This window comes from Paenibacillus sp. FSL H7-0323 (assembly GCF_038002725.1).
Lineage (GTDB): Bacteria > Bacillota > Bacilli > Paenibacillales > Paenibacillaceae > Paenibacillus_AQ > Paenibacillus_AQ odorifer.
On the sequence record NZ_JBBODB010000001.1, the window covers coordinates 304,954 to 329,516 of the forward strand.

Annotated in this window: 28 protein-coding genes and 1 tRNA gene; 23 read left to right on the forward strand and 6 right to left on the reverse strand. The window is 43.9% G+C overall.

Translation table 11 applies throughout. The features are described 5' to 3' along the window. Positions 1 to 18: 18 nt before the first annotated feature. Positions 19 to 780 (reverse strand): methyltransferase domain-containing protein, encoded by a 762-nt coding sequence (locus tag MHH89_RS01450; RefSeq protein WP_341086135.1) that lies wholly within the window; start codon positions 778 to 780, stop codon positions 19 to 21. Positions 781 to 1,017: 237 nt separating this feature from the next. On the opposite strand from MHH89_RS01450, the gene MHH89_RS01455 reads away from it, so the two are divergent. The 8 genes from MHH89_RS01455 (at position 1,018) to MHH89_RS01490 (ending at position 9,270) form a co-directional block, all read left to right on the forward strand. Further along, positions 1,018 to 1,101 (forward strand) — tRNA-Leu (locus MHH89_RS01455). A 173-nt stretch (positions 1,102 to 1,274) separates the two neighbouring features. Beyond that, the gene (locus tag MHH89_RS01460; protein WP_076125055.1) at positions 1,275 to 1,715 is read left to right on the forward strand and encodes an OsmC family protein; all 441 of its coding nucleotides are present in this window, start codon (positions 1,275 to 1,277) and stop codon (positions 1,713 to 1,715) included. Between the two features lie 57 nt (positions 1,716 to 1,772). Continuing rightward, positions 1,773 to 3,461 (forward strand): dihydrolipoyl dehydrogenase, encoded by a 1,689-nt coding sequence (gene lpdA, locus MHH89_RS01465; RefSeq protein WP_341086138.1) that lies wholly within the window; start codon positions 1,773 to 1,775, stop codon positions 3,459 to 3,461. A gap of 167 nt (positions 3,462 to 3,628) precedes the next feature. Next, the gene (locus tag MHH89_RS01470; protein ID WP_076125059.1) at positions 3,629 to 4,063 is read left to right on the forward strand and encodes a MarR family winged helix-turn-helix transcriptional regulator; all 435 of its coding nucleotides are present in this window, start codon (positions 3,629 to 3,631) and stop codon (positions 4,061 to 4,063) included. Between the two features lie 531 nt (positions 4,064 to 4,594). Further along, positions 4,595 to 4,924: a PadR family transcriptional regulator gene (locus MHH89_RS01475; RefSeq protein ID WP_076133666.1), complete on the forward strand. Its 330-nt coding sequence runs from the start codon at positions 4,595 to 4,597 to the stop codon at positions 4,922 to 4,924. After that, complete coding sequence (locus MHH89_RS01480) at positions 4,921 to 5,478, forward strand: DUF2812 domain-containing protein (protein WP_076309853.1); 558 nt, start codon at positions 4,921 to 4,923, stop codon at positions 5,476 to 5,478. The genes MHH89_RS01475 and MHH89_RS01480 overlap by 4 nt, the downstream gene beginning before the upstream one ends. A gap of 205 nt (positions 5,479 to 5,683) precedes the next feature. Continuing rightward, a complete protein-coding gene (locus MHH89_RS01485) occupies positions 5,684 to 8,788 on the forward strand; it encodes a PAS domain-containing hybrid sensor histidine kinase/response regulator (protein WP_076309854.1) in 3,105 nt (1,034 codons plus the stop codon). Between the two features lie 86 nt (positions 8,789 to 8,874). Further along, on the forward strand, positions 8,875 to 9,270 hold the full coding sequence (locus tag MHH89_RS01490; RefSeq protein WP_076219890.1) for a NusG domain II-containing protein: 396 nt from the start codon (positions 8,875 to 8,877) through the stop codon (positions 9,268 to 9,270). On the opposite strand, the gene MHH89_RS01495 is transcribed toward MHH89_RS01490, so the two are convergent. Genes MHH89_RS01495 through MHH89_RS01505 form a run of 3 tightly spaced genes read right to left on the reverse strand, consistent with a single transcriptional unit; the run spans position 9,263 to position 12,203 of the window. Next, complete coding sequence (locus MHH89_RS01495; protein ID WP_076125067.1) at positions 9,263 to 10,138, reverse strand: TIGR03943 family putative permease subunit; 876 nt, start codon at positions 10,136 to 10,138, stop codon at positions 9,263 to 9,265. The genes MHH89_RS01490 and MHH89_RS01495 overlap by 8 nt on opposite strands. A 50-nt stretch (positions 10,139 to 10,188) precedes the next feature. Continuing rightward, positions 10,189 to 11,178, reverse strand: a complete 990-nt coding sequence (locus tag MHH89_RS01500; protein WP_076191311.1) for a permease — start codon at positions 11,176 to 11,178, stop codon at positions 10,189 to 10,191. Then, entirely contained in the window at positions 11,175 to 12,203 is a 1,029-nt protein-coding gene (locus tag MHH89_RS01505) for a CobW family GTP-binding protein (RefSeq protein ID WP_036679372.1), read from the reverse strand. The genes MHH89_RS01500 and MHH89_RS01505 overlap by 4 nt, the downstream gene beginning before the upstream one ends. A gap of 203 nt (positions 12,204 to 12,406) precedes the next feature. Here MHH89_RS01505 and rpmG point away from each other — a divergent pair, with 203 nt between their 5' ends. From rpmG to MHH89_RS01555, 10 genes are all read left to right on the forward strand, one after another. Further along, a complete protein-coding gene (gene rpmG, locus MHH89_RS01510) occupies positions 12,407 to 12,556 on the forward strand; it encodes a 50S ribosomal protein L33 (protein ID WP_076098468.1) in 150 nt (49 codons plus the stop codon). A 48-nt stretch (positions 12,557 to 12,604) separates the two neighbouring features. Continuing rightward, positions 12,605 to 13,813: a GTP-binding protein gene (locus MHH89_RS01515; protein WP_076125069.1), complete on the forward strand. Its 1,209-nt coding sequence runs from the start codon at positions 12,605 to 12,607 to the stop codon at positions 13,811 to 13,813. Between the two features lie 218 nt (positions 13,814 to 14,031). Next, positions 14,032 to 14,739: a metal ABC transporter ATP-binding protein gene (locus tag MHH89_RS01520; RefSeq protein ID WP_076125071.1), complete on the forward strand. Its 708-nt coding sequence runs from the start codon at positions 14,032 to 14,034 to the stop codon at positions 14,737 to 14,739. Then, a complete protein-coding gene (locus tag MHH89_RS01525) occupies positions 14,685 to 15,551 on the forward strand; it encodes a metal ABC transporter permease (RefSeq protein WP_076125073.1) in 867 nt (288 codons plus the stop codon). Before MHH89_RS01520 ends, MHH89_RS01525 begins: the two co-directional genes overlap by 55 nt. Then, positions 15,541 to 16,599: a metal ABC transporter substrate-binding protein gene (locus MHH89_RS01530; protein ID WP_341086139.1), complete on the forward strand. Its 1,059-nt coding sequence runs from the start codon at positions 15,541 to 15,543 to the stop codon at positions 16,597 to 16,599. Before MHH89_RS01525 ends, MHH89_RS01530 begins: the two co-directional genes overlap by 11 nt. A gap of 26 nt (positions 16,600 to 16,625) precedes the next feature. After that, positions 16,626 to 16,895: a 30S ribosomal protein S14 gene (rpsN, locus tag MHH89_RS01535; protein WP_038569786.1), complete on the forward strand. Its 270-nt coding sequence runs from the start codon at positions 16,626 to 16,628 to the stop codon at positions 16,893 to 16,895. Between the two features lie 149 nt (positions 16,896 to 17,044). Next, positions 17,045 to 17,479 carry a DUF6157 family protein gene (locus MHH89_RS01540; RefSeq protein ID WP_081386199.1) on the forward strand — a complete coding sequence of 145 codons (435 nt, stop codon included), beginning with the start codon at positions 17,045 to 17,047 and terminating at the stop codon, positions 17,477 to 17,479. Then, a complete protein-coding gene (locus MHH89_RS01545; RefSeq protein WP_081386198.1) occupies positions 17,457 to 18,227 on the forward strand; it encodes a GNAT family N-acetyltransferase in 771 nt (256 codons plus the stop codon). The genes MHH89_RS01540 and MHH89_RS01545 overlap by 23 nt, the downstream gene beginning before the upstream one ends. 16 nt (positions 18,228 to 18,243) lie before the next feature. Continuing rightward, on the forward strand, positions 18,244 to 18,609 hold the full coding sequence (locus MHH89_RS01550; protein WP_076125079.1) for a hypothetical protein: 366 nt from the start codon (positions 18,244 to 18,246) through the stop codon (positions 18,607 to 18,609). A 3-nt stretch (positions 18,610 to 18,612) separates the two neighbouring features. Beyond that, complete coding sequence (locus tag MHH89_RS01555; RefSeq protein WP_076125081.1) at positions 18,613 to 19,248, forward strand: class I SAM-dependent methyltransferase; 636 nt, start codon at positions 18,613 to 18,615, stop codon at positions 19,246 to 19,248. A gap of 112 nt (positions 19,249 to 19,360) precedes the next feature. On the opposite strand, the gene MHH89_RS01560 is transcribed toward MHH89_RS01555, so the two are convergent. Together MHH89_RS01560 and MHH89_RS01565 are read right to left on the reverse strand one after the other, a co-directional pair. After that, the gene (locus MHH89_RS01560; RefSeq protein WP_076125083.1) at positions 19,361 to 20,164 is read right to left on the reverse strand and encodes an MBL fold metallo-hydrolase; all 804 of its coding nucleotides are present in this window, start codon (positions 20,162 to 20,164) and stop codon (positions 19,361 to 19,363) included. A gap of 151 nt (positions 20,165 to 20,315) precedes the next feature. Continuing rightward, the gene (locus MHH89_RS01565) at positions 20,316 to 20,900 is read right to left on the reverse strand and encodes a helix-turn-helix domain-containing protein (protein ID WP_036679391.1); all 585 of its coding nucleotides are present in this window, start codon (positions 20,898 to 20,900) and stop codon (positions 20,316 to 20,318) included. Positions 20,901 to 21,064: 164 nt separating this feature from the next. Between MHH89_RS01565 and MHH89_RS01570 the strand changes: the two genes are divergently transcribed. The 5 genes from MHH89_RS01570 (at position 21,065) to racE (ending at position 24,366) form a co-directional block, all read left to right on the forward strand. Continuing rightward, complete coding sequence (locus MHH89_RS01570) at positions 21,065 to 21,352, forward strand: Dabb family protein (protein ID WP_036689213.1); 288 nt, start codon at positions 21,065 to 21,067, stop codon at positions 21,350 to 21,352. 207 nt (positions 21,353 to 21,559) lie between these two features. Continuing rightward, positions 21,560 to 22,000, forward strand: a complete 441-nt coding sequence (locus tag MHH89_RS01575; RefSeq protein ID WP_076125085.1) for a DUF86 domain-containing protein — start codon at positions 21,560 to 21,562, stop codon at positions 21,998 to 22,000. A 58-nt stretch (positions 22,001 to 22,058) separates the two neighbouring features. Then, positions 22,059 to 22,724, forward strand: coding sequence for a helix-turn-helix transcriptional regulator (locus MHH89_RS01580; RefSeq protein WP_076184345.1), 666 nt, complete (start codon positions 22,059 to 22,061; stop codon positions 22,722 to 22,724). Between the two features lie 100 nt (positions 22,725 to 22,824). Continuing rightward, the gene (locus MHH89_RS01585; RefSeq protein WP_341086143.1) at positions 22,825 to 23,304 is read left to right on the forward strand and encodes a YtxH domain-containing protein; all 480 of its coding nucleotides are present in this window, start codon (positions 22,825 to 22,827) and stop codon (positions 23,302 to 23,304) included. A gap of 255 nt (positions 23,305 to 23,559) precedes the next feature. Next, positions 23,560 to 24,366: a glutamate racemase gene (gene racE / locus MHH89_RS01590; protein ID WP_036689641.1), complete on the forward strand. Its 807-nt coding sequence runs from the start codon at positions 23,560 to 23,562 to the stop codon at positions 24,364 to 24,366. Positions 24,367 to 24,563: the final 197 nt, after the last annotated feature.

Genomic DNA, 24,563 nt, shown 5'->3' on the forward strand with positions numbered 1-24,563 from the left:
AAGTATTTCTTATCTATTCTAGCTTCGTTTGTAAGCAACAATCCGGATTCTGCGATAATCCATTACCCAGCGGCCGTCCTGATATAGCTTGGGTTTCAATTTCTGTTCCATAGAAGAGAGAACTTCTGCGCGTTCGGTGGGTGTGAGCACACTTAAGATTCCATCGGCAAAAGTATTCAGCCACCGCTGAAATCCTTGCTCCAAGCCTTCCAGTGGTGTTGGCCGGTCAAAACAAAGAACGAGGTCCACGGTCAGTCCGTGCTTCTCTAGTAGAGTTGCATACTCGCCAACGCTTGGAAAGTACCAGGGCAAATGCAGCTTATGACTACAGCCAATGGCTGCAAAAGCTTGTGGAAGGCCAGCGACGATGGAAGCAATATTACCCAGTCCACCGAACTCGGCCACGAAACGGCCGCCTACCCGCAGGCTGGCCACGATGGACGCCGCCGCTCCGTTTGCGTCTGTTAGCCAGTGAAGGGCAGCGTTGCTGAACACAGCATCGACTGGCTGTTCCGCGACATAAGTTTGCCCATCAGCTAAGACAAAGCTTAGATGGGGATGTTTGTCACTGGCTGTCTGAATCATTTCGGCAGAGGCATCAATACCTGTCACAGTGGCGCCCCTAGCAGCAATGGCTGCCGCCAAATCCCCGGTTCCACAGCCCCAATCGATAATCTGTTCGCCTGGCTGTGGGTGAAGCAGCTCAATTAATGATTCTCCAAACTGAGACACAAAGGCCATATCAGTATCATAGGTTTGGGTATTCCACTGCTGGTTCATAAGTATTCATCCTTTCTATTGATCGATTATTCCGACATCTCCGTCATAGCGCCTTACTTTATCTATGTTGTACCATAGGAGGCTTTATAATAGAAATATATAAACTGAATAATATTGATTGGTTGTGCCTATGAGTCTATATGAAGCCTATTTCAAAAACACAAAAACCTTGCGTTTTAAGTGCAGAGGGAGTATAGTATTATGTACAGGCGGTTTTGGTCGCCAGTTACATAATATGCGGTCATGGCGGAATTGGCAGACGCGCTGGCTTCAGGTGCCAGTGGTAGCAATATCGTGGAGGTTCGAGTCCTCTTGACCGCATCCTATCAACAAAAACAGGTTTCTGATTTACCTATTCAGGTAGATTGGAAACCTGTTTTTTTTATTGAATCAGGTTCGAGTTCTTCTTCGAAAAAATACTTACTTAGCTAAGTATTGATATTCACCGATTACTATGTTATTATTTTCACAATCTTAAGGAGGAGGTAATACATATGTTAACTACTTTTAAAGCGACAGCTAAAAAACTGCCTAATGGAATGCAAGTTGAAACCAATTCTAGAGGTTTTAAGATTATTATGGACGAACCAGAGGATTTGGGGGGGACCGATGTTGGTTTGAATCCCGTCGAGGCGTTATTGTGTGCCTTTGGTGCATGTCAGTCCATTGTCGCTAGTGCCTTTGCAGACGCTAACGATTTTAGCTTCGAAGAATTTTATGTTGAACTTGAAGGAGACTTAGATCCGGATGGTTTCATGGGTCTTGCAGATGTGAGAAATGGTTTCCAAGAAATTCGTTTTGTTATGCATTTTAAAACCAACGAAAGCCAAGAAAAGGCAGATGCTTTTGCTGACTTTATCGAGAAGACATGTCCTGTTGGAGATTGTCTTGCTAACGGTGTGAAGCTGGTAAAAGCAGGCGTAGTCATTCACTAATACATTCGCTTGAGGGGGCTCTTTATGAGTCCCCTCAAGGATATGAGGAGCATAACGATGGAAATAAAAATGTCTATGATTCCAGGTGGTAAAAAGGGGAAAGCAGGCAAGATAAATGTAAATATCGGAGACAAGATATCTGCAGGAGATACCTTGGTACAGATTGAAACTGGAAAAGGCAACAGATCGATTGAAGCGGCAGAAGAGGGTATTATTATCAATATATTATTTGAAGAGGGGAGCGAGATTGCCTCAAATCAAGTCTTATTTGAAGTAAATCCGATCCAGGTGGAGGCTCCGGTCCAATCATCTGTCCCACAACCTGCAGTCGCCGTGCAACAAACTCATGCTATAAACCCTGACTTGCTTATCATTGGAGCAGGACCAGGAGGTTACGTTGCCGCTATTTATGCAGCAAAAAAAGGACTTCAGGTAGCGATGATTGAGAAAGAAGAATTAGGAGGTACCTGCTTAAATGTTGGCTGTATCCCTACAAAATCTTTAGTCAAATCATCTGAAATCTGTCATGAAATAAAAAACTCCTCTTTGTTTGGTATAACAACAGGATCTGATCTTCAAGTGGATATGAAGCAGGTTATTCGTCGTAAAAATGAAGTCAAAGAGAAATTGGTCTCCGGCGTTGGTTATTTAATGGAAAAAAACGGTGTTCAGGTTGTTCGCGGCCACGCTTCGTTCCTATCGGCGCATGAAGTGAAGGTAACCGGCGAAAATAGTTACCGTATTTCAGCAAAAAATATCATTGTGGCAACAGGCTCGAGGATTTCCAAGGTGAATATCCCAGGAATTGATCTGCCATTTGTAATGACCAGTACTGAAGCGCTCGCCTGCGAAGAGTTACCAAAGGTAATAACTATCATCGGTGGCGGGGTTATCGGCATGGAATTCGCCTTCATTTACCGTAACCTAGGAGTTGAAGTTCATGTTGTAGAATTTATGGACCGTCTGCTAACGATGCTGGACAGTGATATTTCGGTAGAAATTATGTGTTTAGCTCAGCGGGCTGGGATTCATATTCATACCAACTCCAAAGTTTCCAAAATCCAACGTGCGGATGATGGTCAGGCGATTGTAACCTATGAGAATAGTGAGGGTGAGCATCTGCTAGTTAGTGAAAAAGTATTGGTCGCTATTGGACGCGAGCCTAACCTAGAGGGTCTGGATATCGAAAAAGCAGGTATTCAACTAAATGAACGTGGTAAAGGTATTGCCGTTGATAAACAAATGCGTACGAATGTAGAAAATGTGTATGCGATTGGCGATGTAACTAACATTATTCAGCTTGCTCATGTTGCTTCACATCAGGGCATTACGGCTGTAAACACCTTACTCGGTGAATCCCAAGATATGCATTATTCCGCGGTACCGAATGTAATTTTCACCTCTCCAGAGATTGCCAGCGTCGGGCTGTTGGAAGATGAATGTAAGGAGAATGGGCTGGACTATCGTGTGAGTAAGGTATCTTTTGCAAGTAACGGAAAAGCATTGACAATGAATGAACCGGAAGGTTTTATCAAATTAATCAAAGATAATGGCTCCGGACAGATTGTGGGAGGGTCTATCATTGGTCCCGATGCGTCTTCTCTGATTAGTAGTCTTACACTTGCGATTGCCAATGGGCTTACGGAACAACAGATTACACAGACAATCTTTGCCCATCCAACTACTGGGGAAGTAATTCATGAAGCTGCATTCGGTTTAGGAATTGGGGCGTTGCATCAAGGATAAGTTGTTCTATGTATCTCAGGAGACGGATCCCCTACTGCAGCCTAAATAAATGAACTATGTGATCACTTGAAAAGTATGTTCAGCTTCCTTAATATATTTTGCTATAATAAATTAGAAAAGAGTTGATTATTTTAAGATAAAACAGTTGGGATTGGTTGGTGTAAACAGTGTTTAATTTAGATGACTGTATGGCCTTTATTGCAAACCGTAGTGCAAAAATATTCGCGGAAGCCTTGGAAAAGGAATTTCGGCCGTATAATATGACCCGGAGCCAATGGATTGCGATGTATTACATCTATACCAGTGAATCCATTACCCAGAGAGAACTAGCAGATAAAATGTCTATAAAAGAGCCCAGTGTAGTCAGGCTGCTTCAAAAATTAGAATCTGAGGGTTTCTTGCATCGCTCTGGCACCCATGCGGATAAGCGAGTCAAGCAGTTGGAATTGTCAGATAAGGGAGTACAGATCTATCTCGATTTACTGCCGGTTGCCGAAAAGTTTAAAGATGATACGATCACCAATATTTCCGAACAGGATCTTCAAACGTTTAAAAATGTACTAGGTGTCATGGTTAAAAATGCCTCAAAAGAGAGACCATAAAAAACTATGCAGAACAAAATAAAGAATAGGTCAGGTTGGGTATGTTCCTTTTTTTACATATCTTATCTGGCCTATTTTTTTGTATAGACTTTTGTAGTTTTAGAATCTGTACGAACAATGTCTGCTAACGGACCGTATGGCCGTTATTATTGATTTTTGGCACATTTTACAGAGGTTTCGGACTGCATAGCGCTTATTGCTAAGGAATCGTGTGAAAAGCGAGTGTTTGGAGACGAATAGCTGCATCTGAGTCCGAACGTAATCTGAAACACGCTATTTTTCGGAAATAGCGGCATCTCAGTCCGATACTTCATAATGAAGAAGGAATAGGTGCCACGGTGGGAGTATCTAGCTGCTGAGTAGCCCCCCAACAAATCCGTCCTAGCTAAGTGCTAGGCATTTTTTTGTTGCGCTCATAATCGCTGCGATGAAAAAATGGGTGTTTTTGTATTGACAATTATATCGGCTTCCGTAATAATGGTATTACGGAAGCCGATATATCGACAACAGTAATAGAATGGGGATGAAATGATGCCTGAAAGCACAGAAAGAGGCGCATTAACTGAAGCTGTATTTTATATCTTATTGTCTCTATATACAGCAATGCACGGATACGCAATTATGCAGAATGTGAAGGACTTAAGTAACGGTCGGGTTGATCTGGGCGCGGGCACTTTATACGGAGCACTTAACACTTTACTGGAAAAAGGCTGGATAAAAGCAGTGGAAGGGGAGCAAGGTTCTCGTAGAAAAGAATACGAAATTACCGGCTTAGGAAAGTCAGTGATTCAGGGAGAGATCATCCGTCTGGAAGAATTGATAGCCAATGGTAAGAGAATAGCTGGAGGTGAGTCCAAATGAAACATGTGGTTCGCAAGCTGATTTGGGATTATGAGAAGGAAGAACAGTGGCTTAATGAAATGTCTGCGAAGGGGATGGCTCTATCAGAATTATCTTGGTGCAAATATGTGTTTACAGAGACCCCCAATAATGAGTACACGTATAGAATTGAGCTTTTAGATAACTTGCCGGATCATCCGGATAGCATCAAATATCTCAAGTTTTTAGAGGAAAACGGTATAGATTGTGTAAGTACTTACATGCGCTGGGTTTACCTTAGAAAGAAGTCAGTGGAAGGTCCGTTTGATATTTACACAGATCTGGAATCCAGAATAAAACACTATAAGCGAATCAACAGGTTATGGAAATCTGTAATGTGGTTAGAGTTGATTTTAGGCCTATTTAATGTGATGATTGGTGTAATAAATTATTCTTTTTCATCACAGAATCTCAGCATGGTAAACGTAATAATGGGCGGAATGTTGATTTTGTTAGGTCTTGTTTTTTTAATTATTGGTGCACCTATCCGGAAGAAAATTAAGAAGCTTCAACTGGAAAATTTGATAATAGAATAGGACTTTAGAGTTGTAACATGCACACACGGCAAGTTTCCTTATCAGAGGGAGACTTGCTGTTTATTTTTGCGGAGTTTTACTGCGAAAGTTACCAGTCTATCATTTAGGACTCAACTATCAAGCTTATTTACCGAAAAAAAGGTATACTGAAATTATTACAAGTTTGTTAATATAGTCCCCCATTTTCAAAAGAGGAGGCTTACAGGTGTCTGATTTTCTTTTTAAACAGCTATACTTACGGTCTTCTATCGGGATTGCGGTAGTCTCTCCGAAGGACGGGACGTTATTACAATCGAATCCTGCGCTATGCCAAATGTTTGGTTATGCAGAAGAAGATCTTTTGAATATAAATTATCTGGATCTTGTGTATCCGGAAGATAAAACTAATAACGATCATTCCGTTATCCTGAACGATTTGCTAGCTGAGCCTGGGACTGCATTGGAGAAAGAACGGCGGTTCTTGCGTAAGGATGGAGAAATCATCTGGGTAGCCCAACATATATTTTTAATCTATCAGGAGAATTCCAGTGAACCCTATGTCCTGATTTCTGAGTTAACGGATATCACTGACCGAAAACTTGCTGAACAAAAGATTCATGAAGATGAGCAGTTATATAATTTGATTACGAAAAATACACCGGATATGATTTCTTTTGGCGATCCTGACGGGACACTGCACTACGTATCTCCCTCAGTGGAGCTGCTATTAGGTTATTCTGCACAAGAAATGATAGGTACTAAAAGACCCGAGTATTATCACGTAGATGATGCTCTAGAGATGATTGAACAAGGTAAGATATATTCCGATACGGACGTATTTACTCGTAGAGCCCGTCATAAAGATGGACATTATTTGTGGATAGAGAGTTCTTCCCAAGTGGTACGTGATGAGCAGGGGAACGTTAAACAGATATTAACCATTGGTCGCGATATTACTCAGCGCAAGAAATACGAGGATATGCTGGCTAAAGCGCAACACCTTGCGAAGATGGGATCCTGGGAATGGGACATGACAAAATCACGGCTGACGGTTTCCAGAGAGATGCGTAATATTTTTGGCTTTTTGGAAGATGAGAGCAATCATTCTTATTTTGATTACAGACGTGTTTTTGCTTGCATTGATCCTGACGATTTCATCAGGCTTGAACGGTTAGTACATCAATCCATGGAGAATGGGACTAATGGCGAAGTAACGGTCCGTATTCATAGTGCGGATGGAGAGCTGAAATATCTGGATGCGCACTGGGAAGTGATTACGGATGAAGAAGGAAGACTGCTGCAGATCAGCGGGATAGCCCAGGATGTCACCGAACGTCAACGAATGGAAGAACAACTGCGGGAAAGTGAGCAGAACTATCGTCTGATCTCAGAAAATTCTATGGACTTCATTTCACGTAATGCAGCGGACGGGAGCTTTACCTATCTGTATGCCTCACCCATCTGCCAGACTATGTTTGGCTATGCACCAGAAGAAATGTGCGGAACTAGAGGGATTGATTACATACATCCGGAGGACAGAATCAAATTAACTTCATATCTCAGCAATTGTATGGAGGGGAAGAAGCTTGAGCCTGTTATTCTCCGGTTTATTTGCAAAGACGGAACCTGTATTTGGACAGAAACGACACTGCGGTATATTTACTCTGAGACCTGCGGGAATCAGGAGCTTGTCTGTGTAACCCGCGACATTGGGGAACGTACGCGTCATTTTGAAGAAATACAGAAATTAAGTAACGAGTATGCGCTGATCTTGAATTCGGTCTCTGAGGGCATATTTGGGATGAACCTTGAAGGCAACACGATGTTCATTAATCCAGCAGCCATTACTATGTTGGGTTTCGATCCTACTGAGTGGGGAAACAGCAAATTTCATGCGATTCACCAAACCTGGCTGGATAACGAGTCTTTTACAGGAATTCAGAAGACGCTGCTTCCTTCGCGCTCCAATAATCTCACTATTGAAGATAGGGAGGGTGTGTTTTGGAGGCAGGATGGTTCAAGCTTTTTAGTCAGATATCGAATGACCCCACTGTTTGATGGTGATGAACGGATTGGGGCGGTTGTCGTCTTTCGTGATATCACGGAGGAGAAGGAGATTGTGCGGGCGAAGGAGTCTGCCGAGGAAGCCGACCGGGCAAAATCGGAGTTCCTAGCGATCATGAGCCATGAGCTGCGTACGCCTATGAACGGTATTATTGGGATGGCTGATCTTTTATCTGGGACGGAGCTGGATGAAGAGCAAAGCTACTACACACAGATCATTAACAAAAGCGGAGAGGCATTGCTTCATATTCTGAATGAAGTGCTGGATTTCAGCAAAATTGAAGCAGGCATGATGACGCTTGAACTGCAAATGGTGGATTTGCATGAAGTGATACAGAACGTTTGTGAACTGTTTTATCCGAAGGTTAAGGAAAAAGGGCTTTTACTTACTAGCGAGTTATCTCCTGAGCTTCCAGCCGTCATCATGACTGATGGGGCGAGATTGCGTCAAATTCTCGTAAATCTGGTTGGGAACGCAGTGAAATTTACGGAGACAGGTGAAATCAGTATCTCTGTTATGCTAGAAGCCTCAGAGGCATCCGGAAATCTTATCGTGAAATTTGTCGTAAAAGATACTGGGTTGGGGATTCCAGTTTCCAGCCAAGGTCTATTATTTCAATCCTTCTCGCAATTGCATCCGTCGATCAATCGTAAATATGGCGGAACAGGGCTTGGCCTTGCCATTAGTAAAAAGCTGGCCGAGCTTCTTGGCGGATCTATCGGTGTAAATAGCTGTGAGAATGAAGGCTCGGAGTTTTATTTTACAGTGGAGGTTTCTCTACCCAAAGAGGAATGGGATCAGAAATTGACCGTCAACGCCTCAACGGATGTGGTCAGAAATGATAAATCCACTGTTAAAGAGTTAACTACCGGTGAATATGGACCGATGTCCATTCTTATTGCTGAAGATCATCCTGTGAATCAGCAGCTTATGCAGGCGTATCTGAAAAAGAGGGGATATGTTCCTGACATCGCCTTAAATGGTGAGGAAGCAGTTCGGGCTGTGCTTTCCAATCATTATGATCTGGTATTTATGGATATTCAGATGCCTATTATGGATGGAATAGAAGCAACAGGAATCATACGTGAGAAGCTTGGGCTGAATCCAATCATCATTGCGGCTACAGCCTTTGCCAGAGATGAAGATAAGATGATGTGTCTTAGTGCTGGAATGCAGGATTTCATTTCTAAACCCATCTCGATAAAAGAGCTCGACCGGGTATTAAGAGAGTGGTCTGCCCAAATTCGTTTAGGTGAGCATCATTGACAAATAAGGTTATGATTAATATATTGATATTAATCGTAATCATTACGTATATTATTTGTCATGAAAGGATTCTTATCTTGCTAACAATGAAGCGCGGGGATATTTTAATTATTGTGATAGCCTTGTTAGCTGCGGGCTTGATTTATGGCATGAAGTGGTGGGACAGCAGCAATGAGCAGTATCAGCAAGGGGATTTGAAAGCTATAATTACGGTGGACGGTCAAGAGTACAAAACCGTTTCTTTGACTAAAGAAGAACAAATTATAGATATTCAAACGAAATTCGGTCACAATACGCTAAAGGTGTTTGATTATGGAATCCAAATGACCTATTCTGATGCTCCCTTAAGAATTGCTTTGGAAATGGGGTTCATCTCAAGACCCAAACAGCAAATTATCTGTATTCCAGCTCGTATTATGGTAGAAGTATTTAATCCTAATAAGTCTGAGAATGATGAGGATGAGCTAGATGCGATTATTTAGTAATCTTAGTTGAGCCTTCTAGCTCCTTCCATGCGGTGATAGAGTCAGGACTGGTGTAGATGTAAGGTGTTACGGGTTGTTTGATAGGTGTAATAGACTCTGCACTAATTTGCATAATTTCTTGACCTTTATAGGGAACAACTTGAAGCTTGCCCCGGACCTCTATCCAGGTATCGGTAGGCAGGCTTTTTAGCTTGCCGGAATCCACTAATATCCCAAAAGGTGTAGCATCGGCAGTACAGCATTGGACCAGAAATCTACCTATGGCAAAAGAATTCTCTGAATGTTCACCTTGATCACGATATAAAAAGCCGGTAATAGTAATTTCTTTGCCTGCAAATTGTTGTTTGTACAGCTCAAGCGCACCTAAAGTTTCGGAGAAAATCGCCGAATAAACTGGGACCACAGGTTGTGCATAAAGGATCTTGGCCAGCTCGGTAAGCTCTTCATGGTAAGGATCAATGGACTCGAATCTCGCGGAATTTTTAGCTTCAGTGGGCAAGGAGGATAGGGAGATTCCTTTTTTAGCAGCAGCCATACTTCCCAATGCGCGATCAGGAAGAAGAAATCCGAGCAGCAGTGGAAAAAGGAATAATCCATATAGCGCTGTACTTTTGAAAAAAGAATGTGGGAGCCGATGCTCGCAGTCACAGAGAACACTACCTTTGCCAAATAAAGCCTGTATGGTCAGACTGAGCGCCATAAGTGTCAGCGGGATTGGGCATAATTGAACCCAGCGTGCCAGTTTAGGAGCTACATAATAATGCAAAGCGTCCTGCTGTACCAGATGCCCGATATAGAGGGCGAAAGCGAGCAGAATGACCGCCCTTAACAAATAGTGAAACCGGATGCTACGAGAGTCATTCATGCTCTATCCTCCTACCCATGTTGTAAGCAACAGCTTACCACCTCTATGAATTACAGCCACAAGGACATGAATACCGCCCCAACAAACACGCTTGCGAAGATCAGAAAGAACAAATAAAGAGCGAATTTGGTCTTAAACAGTGAGAGCAACATCAATGAATTTTTGAAATCCAGCATGGGTCCGAATACCATAAAAGCGAGCAGAGCCCCAGATGGAAAAGAATGTACGAAGGTGGAAGCTACAAAGGCATCTGAGGTGGAGCAGAGCGAGAGCACAAATGCCAGTCCCATCATGAAGAAATATGACCCCAGCGGCTTAGCTCCGATCGCGGCCAGACTGTCTTGAACCATAAATGTCTGAATACCAGCGGTTAACAAGCAGCCGATCATTAAATATTTCCCCATCTCAAAAAACTCATCTGAGGTATGGACGAAGACAGCGGCTATTTTTCCCCCGCGAGAATTATTCTGATGAGCTTCCCCCGTTTCACGCTGAACATTTAGGCGGATGGGAGATTTTTTGACCGTTGCGTAGATTATCAAGCCTATGAGACAGGCTACAACAAACGCCAGACCCATACGGGCATAGGCCAGCTCCGAGTGGCTGCGAAATGCTGTCATGGTCGCCCCATAGACGACAGGATTTAGGATCGGTCCGGACAAAATAAAGACGATAGCCACGTAAACAGGCATACCTTTATGGATAAGCCGGCGGACGAGCGGGATCATTCCACATTCGCAGACCGGGAAAATAATTCCGAGCAGACATGCGAACAGAATGGCCGGAAGAGGTCGCCGCGGAATCCACCGGGAAATCATTTCATCCGGGATAAAGACGCGAAGCAGTGAAGATAACAATGCTCCTGCTAATACAAACGGCAAGGCTTCCAGCAATATGCCGATAAAAGCGGTTTTGAAGGTGTCGATGTACGCATTATCCAGCAGTTCCAGATGATTCGGCAGCCATACAAAACCAATGATAATCAGGAACGAGATCGGGAGGAGCAACGGCAGTATTTTTAATGGTGAAAAGGTAGTCAAAACTCGAATAAGGCGGACCACCGATCTGCCAGCTGTTCTTCATCTATATTCATCCCGATGAACACTACATAAGGCATACCAGGATAACGAGAGGCTTCCCAGGTAGTACGCATCCCCGCATATTGAACAAGCTGAACCGGCTCCTGTTCGGACAAAAGAATATGCCCCTTGGCACGTAATAGGTTGTCACCCCATTCTTGGAAGAAGGCCTCTAGGCGTTCTTTAGAAGGCATAGTTGTCCTTACCTGCGGAATGGTTAACGTGATGGCTGTTACCTGCGAGAAAGAAGCATGCTGCTCCTCATGCAGCTCTTTTACAGCGGTTCCCCCATGCTCTGAATGCATTTGTTTCAGTGATGCTCCTTTGAAGGTTTGAGGCGCTCGCTGCGGAGCCGGAGCTATGATTTTACGTGGGATAATTCCTGACAATATCGGAGACAGGTTGATTTCACTGTAATGGGTGTACACAATTTCAGCCTCTGTATTTTGTTTACGAACTCCCTTTTCAATTCGCCATAAGGTTTCCGGTTCTACGAGATCACTTTTATTAACGACAATAAGATCAGCTGTGGAAAGCTGCTTACGCAGGGTCCGAACGAGCTGTTTGTCAGAGGAGAGTCTGCTGTTATATTCCAGAGCATTTTCCGCATCTAACAGAGTGATGGTATAGTGCAGCTCCACCAGATCCTGTAGAGGAGTTTCCTGCAACGTTTTGGCGATTTCTTCAGGATCGGCGACGCCGGTCAACTCCATATAAATGGCATCTGGACGTCCTCTCAGCAGCACCATCAGGCTATCTGCCAAATCCTCTTTACGGCTACAACATACGCATCCGTCCAGCAGTTTAGTTACAGCTGTACCGGTATGCTCCTGCAAAATATACCCGTCCACATCTCGTTTGCCCAGTTCATTCATTACTACTCCTGGATTCAGCCCCCTTACCTTGCTCTCTTTCAGCAGGGACAACAGCAGAGTTGTCTTCCCGCTCCCCAGAAACCCGCTCAAAATAATTACTGGTATCTTCATGATCTCCACTCCTGCCTGATTCTCTAGGAATTACAAGAATCATATTTTTTATAATTCCATCTATACGTAATTTGTCCACCAGAAAGACCACAAAATTAAGAGAGTTGAAATTTTTACAAGATCATAGTTGACAGATTGTGAATAAACCGTGTACGATGTGTTAATCGTAATTATTACGATTTAATCAAAAGGAGATGGAAATGATGAGAGTAATCATTACTCTGGCATGTACGGAGACAGGAGATCGCAACTATACCACTACCAAGAATAAACGAAATCATCCAGGGCGTATGGAAATGAAAAAATATTGTCCACGCCTAAAGAGAGTAACCTTACATCGCGAAACCCGTTAAGGGCGGATGTTTTTAATCTTGATTTTATAAACGATAGGAGTGGTATAGTTGAAAAAGCTCCCTGTTACCGTGCTCAGTGGATATTTGGGCTCTGGGAAAACAACATTGTTGAATCATATTCTGCACAACCGTGACGGTCTTAAAGTAGCTGTTATTGTAAATGACATGAGTGAAGTGAATGTGGATGCGAATCTGGTGAAGTCCGGAAATACGCTTTCCAGGACTGAAGAGAAATTGGTTGAGATGTCCAATGGTTGCATCTGTTGTACACTTCGTGATGATTTGATTGTCGAAGTACAAAAACTGGCTGCGGAAGGGCGATTTGATTACATCCTGATTGAATCCTCAGGCATTAGCGAACCTGTACCAGTAGCACAGACCTTTACCTATGCCAATCCCGAGTTGGATATTGATCTGACTTCGCTTGCTCAATTAGACACGATGGTGACTGTTGTGGATGCTGGGCGTTTCTGGCATGACTTCTCCTCAGGTGATAGTCTGATGGACCGCAACCAAACGGCTGGAGAAGGGGATTTCCGCGATATTGTGGATCTGCTTATTGATCAGATCGAAACTTGTGATGTCTTGCTGCTTAATAAGTGCGATCTGTTGAAAGAAGATGAACTCAATAAGCTTGAAGCTGTGCTGCGTAAGCTTCAGCCGTCTGCTAAGCTGATCCGTACAATTAACGGCGTAGTAGATCCAAAGGAAATTCTAAATACCGGATTGTTTGATTTTGAGAAAACAAGCTTATCCTCTGGTTGGATCGCCGAGCTGAATAAAGAGACCCATACCCCTGAGACGGAGGAATACGGGATTTCTTCTTTCGTCTATCGCCGGAGAACACCGTTCCACCCGCAAAGATTAAGTTTTTTCTTTAGCAACTGGCCGGAAGAGGTCGTTCGGGCAAAAGGGGTGGCATGGGTAGCGGCAAAAGGTGATCTTGCAGCTACTGTAAGTCAGGCAGGACCTTCCATTCAGTTCGGACCTGCTGGTTACTGGTTGGCTACAATGCCTAAGGATCAGCAGCTGGAGGTGCTGGAAAGCGAACCTGAGCTGCGGGCAAAATGGGACGAGCAGTGGGGCGATAGAATAAATGAAATCGTATTTATCGGTGTAAATATAGATCAGGCACAACTCGAAGCCAGATTGGACAGATGTCTGCTGACAGCGGAGGAGCTGAAGCAGGATTGGACAAAGTTCAACAATCCACTTCCGTGGCCTGTTGAAGAACTCCTTGCGGCTGCTGAGGAATAGATACTTAGTAAATTAACGGTGGAAATCCGGAATCCAGAAGGTGGGATTCCGGATTTTTGTTGTATTCGAAAAAGGACTAATAGTTATTATTACGATTAATTTTCAGTTTTGGGTTTACAAATCGTAATGATTACGATATTATCAAATTTGTTAAATCGTAAAATTTACGATTTAATCTGGGATGGACATAATATCAGTCAGAAGGGAGGCGAGGCATGATGATCCTATCATCCATGCGGAATGTAGTGTTCGGGTATGGGGATGAACCTGTTCTTGATGATATCTCATTAGATATTCATACCGGACAGTTTATTGGTATAACGGGACCCAATGGTGCTGCTAAAACCACCCTGCTGAAGCTAATGCTCGGCCTGCTTCGTCCATGGAGTGGAACGGTTCAGTTGAATAAAGAGTTATCAGATAACGGAAAGATGGTTATCGGCTACGTTCCACAGCAGGTAGCTTCTTTTAACGCAGGGTTCCCAAGTAAGGTGATCGAACTGGTTCGCTCGGGTTGTTATCCAAGGCTTGGATTATTTAGACGCTTTACACCTGAGCAGGACGAGATCGTTGAGCGAAGTTTAAAGCAGGTGGAGATGTGGCATTTGCGAGACCGGAAGATAGGAGAACTGTCAGGCGGCCAGAAGCAGCGGATTTGCATCGCTCGAGCATTGGCACAACAGCCGCAGATATTGGTTCTCGATGAACCTACTACGGGGATGGATCTGGACAGTCGTATTGGGTTCTATAAGCTGATGCGCCATGATGTCAGTGAACACGGCCGGACCGTAATCATGGTGACGCATGGCCTGGAAGAGACCAGCTCCTATCTGGATACGTTGATCAGCCTGGAACGAAAGGAGAATGAGGGTTGGCAATGTTTAGTTACGAATTCATGCAACGTGCATTTTGGGCCGGTGGATTAATTGGCATTATCGGTCCGCTACTCGGGGTATATCTCATGCTTCGCCGTCAGGTCCTAATGGCGGATACCCTCTCTCATGTTTCGCTTGCAGGAGTAGCACTAGGCTCAATACTACAGCTTAATCCGGCACTAAGTGGCTTCATGGTAGCGATTCTCGGTGGTATTGTCATCGAACAGCTTCGACGTTCTTATCGTACATATAGCGAGCTTCCGGTAGCGATTATTATGACCTCTGGATTAGCATTGGCAGTTGTACTTATGAGCTTAAAGCAGAATTTAAGTAAAAGCTTCAGTTCCTATCTGTTTGGTTCCATCGTTGCGGTCAGCGACACTCAACTAAAGATTATCGCTGTGGTTGCTGTAATCGGTCTGATCTATTTTATTGTGTTACGCAGATCCTTATATAATCTGACCTTTGATGAAGAGACCGCTAGTATCAGTGGAGTTCATGTGGGCTGGTTATCATTTTCGTTTGCTGTACTAACTGGAATGACAGTCGCTGCTGCGATGCCAGTTGTTGGAGTGCTGTTAGTCTCAGCGCTTATTGTTTTGCCAGCTTCGATTGCTTTGCGTATAGCGTCTGGTTTTACGACAGCTATATTGATCTCAATTGGCGTAGGATTACTCGGCGTTTTTAGTGGCCTAAGTGCCTCGTATTACATCAATACACCGCCTGGTGGGACGATTGCTCTTATACTGCTATCGTTCTTATTAATCGCAATTTTGGTACAGAAGCTGATCCGACTAAGAAATCGTCGGCGAATTCATAAAACTATTTCCAGTAAAGGAGTTACACCTCTCAATGAAATTTAGAATCCATCATTTAGCCATTTTGTCCCTGTCCGCGTTACTTATTACCGCCGGTTGCGGTAATAATGCTGTTAATTCTTCTACTACTACGAATGCTTCTGGAGCCGCAGAAGCTACAGCCCTTCCGGAGTCATCTAAATTAAATATTAAAGTCAGTTTCTATCCTATTTACGAGTTTACCAAAAATGTGGCAGGAGATCTGGCGGACGTGGAAGCACTCATACCAGGAGGAATCGAACCCCATGATTGGGAACCGACAGCAAAAGATATGGCAGAAATCTCAGATGCGGATATGCTGATCTATAATGGCGCAGGAATGGAAGGTTGGGTAGATCAGGTGCTGGAAAGTGTATCTGGCACTCCGTTAATTACTGTAGAAGCGAGTAAGGGTCTGGACATCATGGAAGGCACGGAAGAGGAAGAGGCTGACCACCACCATGAAGAAGGGGAGCATGTTCATGAAGAAGGGGAACATGTTCATGAAGAAGGAGAGCATGCTCATGAAGAGCATTCGCATGATCACGGTGGATTAGATCCGCATGTGTGGCTCAATCCTACATTAGCCATTCAAGAAGTGCGTAACATTGAAGCAGCTTTAGCTGCTGCCGCACCTGAACATGCCGAGGATTTTAAGACAAATGCAGATGCTTATGTAGCTAAGCTGGAGCAACTGGATCAAGAATTTAAGGACGGTCTTAAGGATACTAAACGCAAGGATTTTATTACTCAGCATGCGGCTTTTGGATACCTTGCCAAGCAGTATGGATTAACTCAGGTCCCGATTGCCGGACTATCTCCGGAGCAGGAGCCTTCTGCCGCAAATATGAGTAAGATTGTGGAGTTTGCGAAAGAGCATAAAGTGAAAACGATTTTCTTCGAGACACTTGTATCCTCCAGTGTGGCAGACACAATAGCAAAAGAGATTGGTGCCAAAGCAGCCGTTCTAAACCCAATTGAAGGATTAACAGAGGAAGATCGCAGTCAAAACCTGGATTATTTAGGAATCATGCGTCAGAACCTGGAAGCCTTGAAGAGTGCATTGAACGAGTAGATTTAAAGGATGGAAGGAGAACGAACATGGCCAAGAAATCTAAAGTTGTGAAAGAATTGAAGAGACAAGCACTAGTCGCCAAATACGCTGTTAAAAGAAAAGAACTAAAGGAACAGGGGGACTATATGGCTTTGCAAAAGCTGCCACGTGATTCCTCCGCAACTCGTCAAAAAAATAGATGCCAAGTGTCTGGCAGACCTCGAGGCTATTTGCGGAAATTTAATGTTTCCCGAATTGTATTCCGCGAATTGGCGCATAAAGGTCAGATTCCGGGCATTACCAAGTCGAGTTGGTAAATGAGAACGGCTAATCCTCCGTAGTTTAGAGGATTGGCCGTTTTTGCTGTTCATCCATCATGGGCTTTAGAAAATTCGGCTATGCTTAGAATAGGAAAATGATTTATCATAGAAGGAATATATTTCTATTTAAGATGGAGGTGATGCAAATGAGCTATACCAATACTTTTATTCGTGTAGCAGAGGACTGTCCTGAGGAAATAGGAGTTCCTCCGATGTCTTGCCGAACGCTCCCGCCTGCACATGTGATTCAATATGAACTGTTAATCAATGAGCCCTACAAATACAATCATGAAGAACTTCTGTACGAGGTTCATGTGCGCCATAAACAAATTCCACAGGAAGAACGTTTGGCCCGTAAGGAAGAAATATGGAACGAACTATTTTCCAAAAATCATCCTTGTCTAAGGGCTTCACTGTTGCCGAAGCGTTTTGGTTGGGGTGTTCATTATAACGGTGAGGGGAAAATAGCTCTCTATGGCAAAGAGTCTCCCGAATATGACTATTTCACCTCCCAAGGGGAGGGAGCTGTGAAATTACTGCCTGCGATGCGTAACAAACGTGCTTCAAAAGGAGCGGATTAAGCTGTATAAATTCATAGAAGAAATCACACTTAATACTTGGCCGGCGGAGCAAAGCGTTCTCCTGCAGGGCTGGATTCTACGTTCGGCAGCTGGTTATACAAAAAGGGCCAATTCGGTCAATCCATTATACGGGGCTGACAGCTCTCAGGCTGAACTCACAGAACAAATCAAGCTTGCGGAGCGGTATTATGAGCATGCTGGACTACAGTCTGTGTTCAAAATAACCCCCTACATCCTGCCGCCAAAGCTTGATGAGATTCTTGCAGAGCGTGGCTATACAATTGCCGAGCCTTCATCTGTAAGGCTTCTTGATCTGGGGGACTTAGCGAGCCCCGATCTGCGTTATACGGTTCAGATACAGGAGAGCTTGACTGAAGAGTGGCTGCACACCTTCAGTGAGCTTACCGGCTTGTCTGATAAGAACCGGGAAACCTTAACTAGAATGTTGTCTGCATCACATTTGCAGCAGGGTTATGTCCTGTTGTTTAATCATGGTGTTCCTGTCGCCTGCGGTCTTGGTGTGATTCAGAACGGGTACTTGGGTCTGTATGATATTGTCACTTCCCCTGCTCATCGTAGAAAGAGAATGGCGGAACAACTGCTGCTAGCGTTGCTTAATTGGGGGAGAGCAAAGGGAGCAACGACTTCCTTTCTGCAAGTTGTGCAAGCGAATACGGGGGCTTCAGCCTTGTATGACAAGCTGGGTTTTAAGGAGATCTATCAGTATTGGTATAGAGTGAAAAACTAGCTGAGGAGGGGATGCGGTGAGAAAATTAGGATTGAATCTCCTGATCATTATTGTGTACTGTTTTCCATTTGTATATTTCGCGATGGATAAAGATTTCAATAATGGTTCAATGGTTGGTTATTTAATGATGATCGTCATAACATCACTAATAGCTTTTTTGGGAAAATGGTCTAATAATATAATTGCTATAGTCATTGGGAATATTGCTTCTGCATTTGTCTCTTATTATTTTATTAGCAACTTGTCAGGGGAAGGCGGTTGGGACGGGACGTTTTTCAAACCACTTGGACCTACAGGATCGTTTATATTTTTTAGTATGCTAAACCTGATCCCTCAGTTCCTTGCGATGAAATTAGCGAATAAATTTAAAAAGAAGGTCTAATCTATGTCCGAATACTGGAGTCGAAGATTTGCTCAGGAAGGCATGATCTGGGGGAGTGAACCTAGTCCTACAGCTCAGGCAGCAAGGGATATATTCCGGCAACATAACGTGAAATCAGTTTTAGTCCCGGGTGCGGGATACGGAAGAAATACGAAGGTGTTCTCAGATGAGTTTAAGACCTTAGGCATTGAGTTGAGCGAGGACGCGTTAAAGATGGCGGCAGAATGGGATCCCAAGAGCCATTTTATCTCAGGTTCCGTATTAGATCCTATTTCTGAAGTACAGGTTGATGCTGTCTACTGCTATGACGTATTGCATTTATTTCTCGAAGAGGATCGCCGCAGGCTCGTAGCTAATTGTCTGGAACAGCTGCGGCCGGATGGCTTGCTCTATTTTACCAGTTTTTCCGATGAGGATGCGAACAACGGCTGTGGAACACTTTTGGAACCGGGAACCTACGAATACAAAGAGGGAAAATACGCCCATTTTTTTAGTGAAGAAGATTTAAGACAACATTTTGCAGGTACGAAAATAATTACGACCGGCTCATGTGTGGAGACTTTATGTGGGCCGCTTGGAAAAAAACATCAATACATACTGAGATATATCGTCGCACGTAAATCTGCACTAAGCAAGTAATTTAGGGAGGAACTCCCTATAATTTCGTTGAATATCCGTAGAATCGGCTATATCAAATGAATTATAGGGACTTTTTCCCTAGACCTCTGTGCGCTGATCAGGAGTACCTTTTTTACACAAATTTACCTTGACCCGGTAGCGCCATTTCTTTGAAATTTTTGCACAAATGAGCAAGCTGAGTAGACAGCTCCTCACCTTCCATGGGTACTCCATGTCCCGAAAGAACAAGATGTGGATTCAGCAAGGCAAGGGTACGGACCGATTTCTCAGCAGCTTCCCAGTCTGTCGTGAAATAAGAGGGTGGGCCATGCACCACCTGATGCTGCGTAGCCACTGCAAATACAGATTCCTGTTTGACCGTAAGGAACGTATCACCTGCGATCAGAACTCTATCCTCAGGCCTGAACAGGGAGATATGTCCGGGACTATGTCCAGGGGTATGGATCCATTCCCAGCCCTTCGCACCAGGAACAGTCCTGTCTTCCGGCAAGGGATGAACGGCTGAACCAAGGTCAATGCCATGATGTGAAAATAAAGGGGAAATCATGCTCATAAGCCCGCCGCCTACGGCCGGATCGGCTGGAGGGTAGTCTTCTTTACCTGTCAGAAAAGGTAGTTCTAGCGGATGAGCATATACAGGCACATTCCATTCCTCAACAAGCCTTTTTACACCCCCAATATGGTCAAAATGCCCATGCGTCAGGATAATTGCCACCGGAGGTTTATCATAATGCTCCGTAGCAAAATCAATAATATTGCCTGTATATGAGCTAAGACCGGTATCTACAAGAACCCAATCCGAAGAGGGCTGGCCAATTAATGCGACATTTACAAACATAGTGCGAAGTCCAATGACACCAGGGGCCACTTTCCAAGTATCGGTATAGCCCTTTGACAGAATTCCGTTAAGTTTCATCTTGCGCCTCCTGACCCGTTCTTTAGTACTACACAATATATTTACACACAGTAGTATGACCTCTTTTTAAGAAAAAAAGGTATGGCAAATAACCCTTCTCATGATTTCTTGAAGAAGGGCTGTGTTAGACGTGTTTTGTGAGAGGATTGTATTAGAGCGTTCCGCAGTCTGCAAATAGAATATGGCGTGGAATCCGAAAGAAAGCCTCGGCTTTTTCCTGCAGAGCAGGGGTCGGCAGATGGCTGTTGTGGAGCCATTTTCGAAATGTTCCAGGATGGACGCCTATCCAGATACTTACATCCGTTACTGAGAAATCGTAAACCATACAAAGTCCGGTCAGGATAACATTGCTGCGCGGTGAACTGGTAATACTTCTTTTCATAAAACGTGAAGGTGTAGGCTGACATACAATGGGGCTTTGACGAATCAATGCTTCATTGAACAGAATGTGGGGTGGGTACCCCAATAGGCGGCAGGTCTTGTCAATGTTATTGTTGGAAGGGATACGACCTTCGTATACCCAAGCGCTTACACTGCGTGAGGATATACCAAGCTCTTCTGCGAGTCGTGACAGCTTGATATCCTTAGCCATCAATACAGCAAGCAGCACACGGTTTCTAATCTGGCTGCGCTTTGGACGGCGAAATCTTTTGACTCGAACGCCTTGTCCAAGGTATTTGCGATTGATCAGAGACCACGCCTGGATATTATGAGTTTCTTGTTGGTTATTAGGCATAATTCCTCCGATTTTTTAAAAATATACTACAACACTTTCTGGTATATCGGCAATGGTTAATGCTGCTATTTCTGACAACACCGTTTAAGTTTCTTTCAGAACAGCTACGCTTATGATATATTTTTAATATCTAATTACAATATTACATTAGGGAGCGATATAGAATGATCAAACATATTGTGTTTTTCAAATTAAAAGATCGGTCCGAAGAAAGTGTAGCGGCAACGGTAGCGGTACTGCGTAATATGGAAGGTAAGATCCCGCAGCTTCTCTCCATCGAGGTGGGTGCTGACATCATTCATTCCGATCGTTCCTTTGATATTGCTCTAGTCACAGAAGTGGCTTCTCTAGAGGATTTACAGGCGTATCAGGTTCATCCGGCGCATAAAGAAGTTATTGCTCACATTAATGAAGTCAAAGAGCTCTCGATTGCTGTAGATTACGAAATTTAAGCTGCTGCTTGAATATAGTATCATCATTTTATACCGGAAGCGGTGACAGGAATGCGTGAGCTTGAGTATCCAATGGAAGCGTTAACTTATTTAGTCGTTTTTCTCGGAGCATGTTTCGTAATGTTCTTCTGGCTGAAACGCCGTGGCAAACGCGGTAAGTAGAGATTAGGACGATTCTCTAACAATTATCGACATGGGGGTATTGCTGTGTATTATGTCAACCGCAATCAAATCGAAACTATTCTTGCTCAAATCCCTGATATTACCGCTGGTCTTCGGACTGTAGCAGCTTCCTGGGATGGTACAACATTAACTGGACTAATACAGGAACGCTGCCTCCATCTGGCAATAGAGGTTGTAACAGACGTTGGTAGCTGTCTCATTGACGGGTTTATTATGCGTGATGCTGGAAGTTATGAGGATATAATTTCTATTATTCATGAAGAGAAAGTGCTAGGTCAAAGTGTGATTTATGAGAGATTGATAGAATTAGTTGCTCTGCGTAAGCCACTCGTTCAGGATTATTATGCCTGGGAGAGAGGTGATCTGCATCCACTTACCCCCATTCTTTCGGAAGTACTTGAGCAGTTTGCCGTTGAGGTACGGAAATATTTGGACCAGGAGCTTGGAGCCAGTGTACCGCTATAATAGCATAGGATAGAATCACATAGAATAGGCGATAGCCGTGAAAGAGAGGGGTTCCTTTATGATGAAGATGGGGCAGGAAAACGGATCGACAAGACAAATGATTATGACGCTCCTGAAGACGAAAGGAACACTGACCATCGGCGCGCTGGCAGAAGAATTGGGAATTACAGAGATGGGTGTCCGTCGTCATGTGCTTCAGCTGGAGCAAGAAGGGCTTGCAAAGACAAAAGTGGTCCGGCAAGCGATGGGGCGGCCTTTACATATGTACTCATTAACGGAGAGAGCCGAAGAATATTTTCCAAAAAGTTATCACAACTTGGCTTTGGAGCTTCTGCGTGAATTGGATTACGGCAGTGGACTGGATGCTGTTAATACATTATTTGAAGGACGCCGCCGCCGGATGCTCGCTCAGTATGCTCCGATGATGGAACGGCGGAATTTGGAAGAACGCGTCGCCGAATTATCTTCCATCCAAAATGCCGGTGGATATATGGCAGAATGGAACCGCGAAGAGGATGGCTCATATGTCATAAAGGAGTACAATTGCCCGATTCGCCAAGTGGCTACCCAGTATCGTAAGGCTTGCCAATGTGAGCATAGTCTTTTCGAAGAATTGCTGGATGCTAAGGTCACACGTAATGAATGTATGGCAGAGGGCGGCCATTGCTGCCGCTACGCTATCGTACCCAAAAATGTTACAGACAAAACTTCTGAAAAGTTATAATAATTAGTCACAAGACAATCCCCTGCTGCTTATGATATAGCAGATATAGGCATTAGCCCGGTAGAGCGGGGAGCAATGAATTTAAAGGAGAGATGAAACGATGAAAAAGGACACCAAAGGCTTATTATGGGGCGCTTTAGTCGGCAGTGTGGTTGGATCGGTGACAGCATTGCTGTTCGCACCTAAACCAGGTAAAGAGCTGCGCAAGGATATTGCGGAAGGAACTGCCGCTGGTATTGAGAAGGTTCAAGAAATTGCCGTTCAAGCCGGAGACAAGAGCATTGAGATTTATGACAAAGCAAAAGATTCGATTGGGCATGTAGTGCATGAAGTTCGGGAATGGAGCAAATCATGTGCGAATGCTGTTGATGAAGAAGAAAAAATCACAGTAACTGTAAGCGGTATTGCTACAGAAGATGCTGTAGAAGCAGTTGACGCTGTAGAAGCTGTTGAAGAGGCTGCTGCCACTTTGGAAGTGGTAACTGAGTGGGTTGAGGCCACTATAAGTGAAGATGTAAGCGAAGAAGTTAGCCTGGAAGAAGTCGTTCAAGATGACAAGGTTGATAAAGAAATTCTATAATGGGACCGTGGTTTAAATCCTCTGTTTCAGTGGTAAAAGAGTACTCATTCTCTTATAATAGAGCCGCTTCTTCGCATTGGGCGGAGGGTGGCTTTTTTAATTAGTTTGCCCCCGCTTGTTAAATGATGGAAGAAGACTAGTCTTGAACTAAGAGGGCAAAAGGAGTAATATCTGCAATTGGGGCTGAAAGCCAGGTACATTTTGTTTTCACCTTACATAAGCTACACAAAACAAGTAGAAGGAAGCGGTGTGTTCGTGCAGCAAGCTATAGCAATATTAGACTCAGGTGTGGGAGGGTTAACAGTTGTCAAAGAAGTGATGAGGCAACTCCCGCGGGAGAAGATCATTTATTTCGGAGATACTGCCCGAGCTCCGTACGGACCCCGTTCGACCGAGGAAGTACAACTGTTTACTGAACAAATTGTAGATTATTTGATCCAGTTTAATCCTAAAATGATCGTTATCGCTTGTAATACCGCAACAGCTGCGGCACTCGATTATATCTCAGCCAAGGTCTCCATCCCTGTAATTGGGGTGATTCATCCCGGAGCCCGCGCAGCAATTAGCGCAACCAAAAGCGGACATGTCGGCGTGATCGGTACGGTAGGAACCATCAACAGCGGAGCTTATACTAACGCATTAAAGCAGTTGTCCCCTTTTGTTGAGGTTGTAAGTCAAGCCTGTCCAGCGCTTGTCCCACTTGTCGAGCAAGGCAAGTTCCGCTCAGAGAAAAGTTACGATATCGTAGAAGAGGCACTCGAAGGCATTAAAGACACTAACATCGATACTTTAATTTTAGGATGCACTCATTATCCATTTCTTGTAGAACCCATTGGTGAGACTATGGGATCAGGAGTCAAGCTGATCAGTTCTGCAGATGAGACCGCTCGTGAGATCAGCACAATTTTATATGACAAAGGCAAGCTGTCCATCGGCGATGAAAGTCCAATTCATCAGTTCTTCTGCAGCGGTGATGCTGAGATGTTTCAAAGCATCGCGCGAGACTGGCTTGGAGAACAAATTAGACGTACTCCAGTAGTGTGGCAAGTATCCACGTTATAAGCAGGAGCAATGTTGAATTGAATAGGGACAAACTCCATGGGAGTGTAAAAAGAAAAACAGACTGGGAAAGCACATTTCCCAGTCTGTTTTTTTGAAATATAAGCATTTATACGCTGCGGATCTGTAATATCCTTATTTTCATGAGAAATGGTTGCCATCTATAGGGCGATGACGTTGTTTTTTCTTGTGATTCATTT

Bases quoted from the DNA above. Each gene is read 5' to 3' on its own strand.
- lpdA (WP_341086138.1), top strand. From the start codon at position 1,773: ATGGAAATAAAAATGTCTATGATTCCAGGTGGTAAAAAGGGGAAAGCA.
- MHH89_RS01560 (WP_076125083.1), bottom strand. From the start codon at position 20,164: ATGAAACTTAACGGAATTCTGTCAAAGGGCTATACCGATACTTGGAAA.
- MHH89_RS01580 (WP_076184345.1), top strand. From the start codon at position 22,059: ATGATGAAGATGGGGCAGGAAAACGGATCGACAAGACAAATGATTATG.
- MHH89_RS01565 (WP_036679391.1), bottom strand. From the start codon at position 20,900: ATGCCTAATAACCAACAAGAAACTCATAATATCCAGGCGTGGTCTCTG.
- rpmG (WP_076098468.1), top strand. From the start codon at position 12,407: ATGAGAGTAATCATTACTCTGGCATGTACGGAGACAGGAGATCGCAAC.
- MHH89_RS01490 (WP_076219890.1), top strand. From the start codon at position 8,875: ATGAAGCGCGGGGATATTTTAATTATTGTGATAGCCTTGTTAGCTGCG.
- MHH89_RS01450 (WP_341086135.1), bottom strand. From the start codon at position 780: ATGAACCAGCAGTGGAATACCCAAACCTATGATACTGATATGGCCTTT.
- MHH89_RS01585 (WP_341086143.1), top strand. From the start codon at position 22,825: ATGAAAAAGGACACCAAAGGCTTATTATGGGGCGCTTTAGTCGGCAGT.
- MHH89_RS01480 (WP_076309853.1), top strand. From the start codon at position 4,921: ATGAAACATGTGGTTCGCAAGCTGATTTGGGATTATGAGAAGGAAGAA.
- MHH89_RS01570 (WP_036689213.1), top strand. From the start codon at position 21,065: ATGATCAAACATATTGTGTTTTTCAAATTAAAAGATCGGTCCGAAGAA.
- MHH89_RS01530 (WP_341086139.1), top strand. From the start codon at position 15,541: ATGAAATTTAGAATCCATCATTTAGCCATTTTGTCCCTGTCCGCGTTA.
- MHH89_RS01460 (WP_076125055.1), top strand. From the start codon at position 1,275: ATGTTAACTACTTTTAAAGCGACAGCTAAAAAACTGCCTAATGGAATG.
- rpsN (WP_038569786.1), top strand. From the start codon at position 16,626: ATGGCCAAGAAATCTAAAGTTGTGAAAGAATTGAAGAGACAAGCACTA.
- MHH89_RS01495 (WP_076125067.1), bottom strand. From the start codon at position 10,138: ATGAATGACTCTCGTAGCATCCGGTTTCACTATTTGTTAAGGGCGGTC.
- MHH89_RS01540 (WP_081386199.1), top strand. From the start codon at position 17,045: ATGAGCTATACCAATACTTTTATTCGTGTAGCAGAGGACTGTCCTGAG.
- MHH89_RS01520 (WP_076125071.1), top strand. From the start codon at position 14,032: ATGATCCTATCATCCATGCGGAATGTAGTGTTCGGGTATGGGGATGAA.
- MHH89_RS01555 (WP_076125081.1), top strand. From the start codon at position 18,613: ATGTCCGAATACTGGAGTCGAAGATTTGCTCAGGAAGGCATGATCTGG.
- MHH89_RS01475 (WP_076133666.1), top strand. From the start codon at position 4,595: ATGCCTGAAAGCACAGAAAGAGGCGCATTAACTGAAGCTGTATTTTAT.
- MHH89_RS01505 (WP_036679372.1), bottom strand. From the start codon at position 12,203: ATGAAGATACCAGTAATTATTTTGAGCGGGTTTCTGGGGAGCGGGAAG.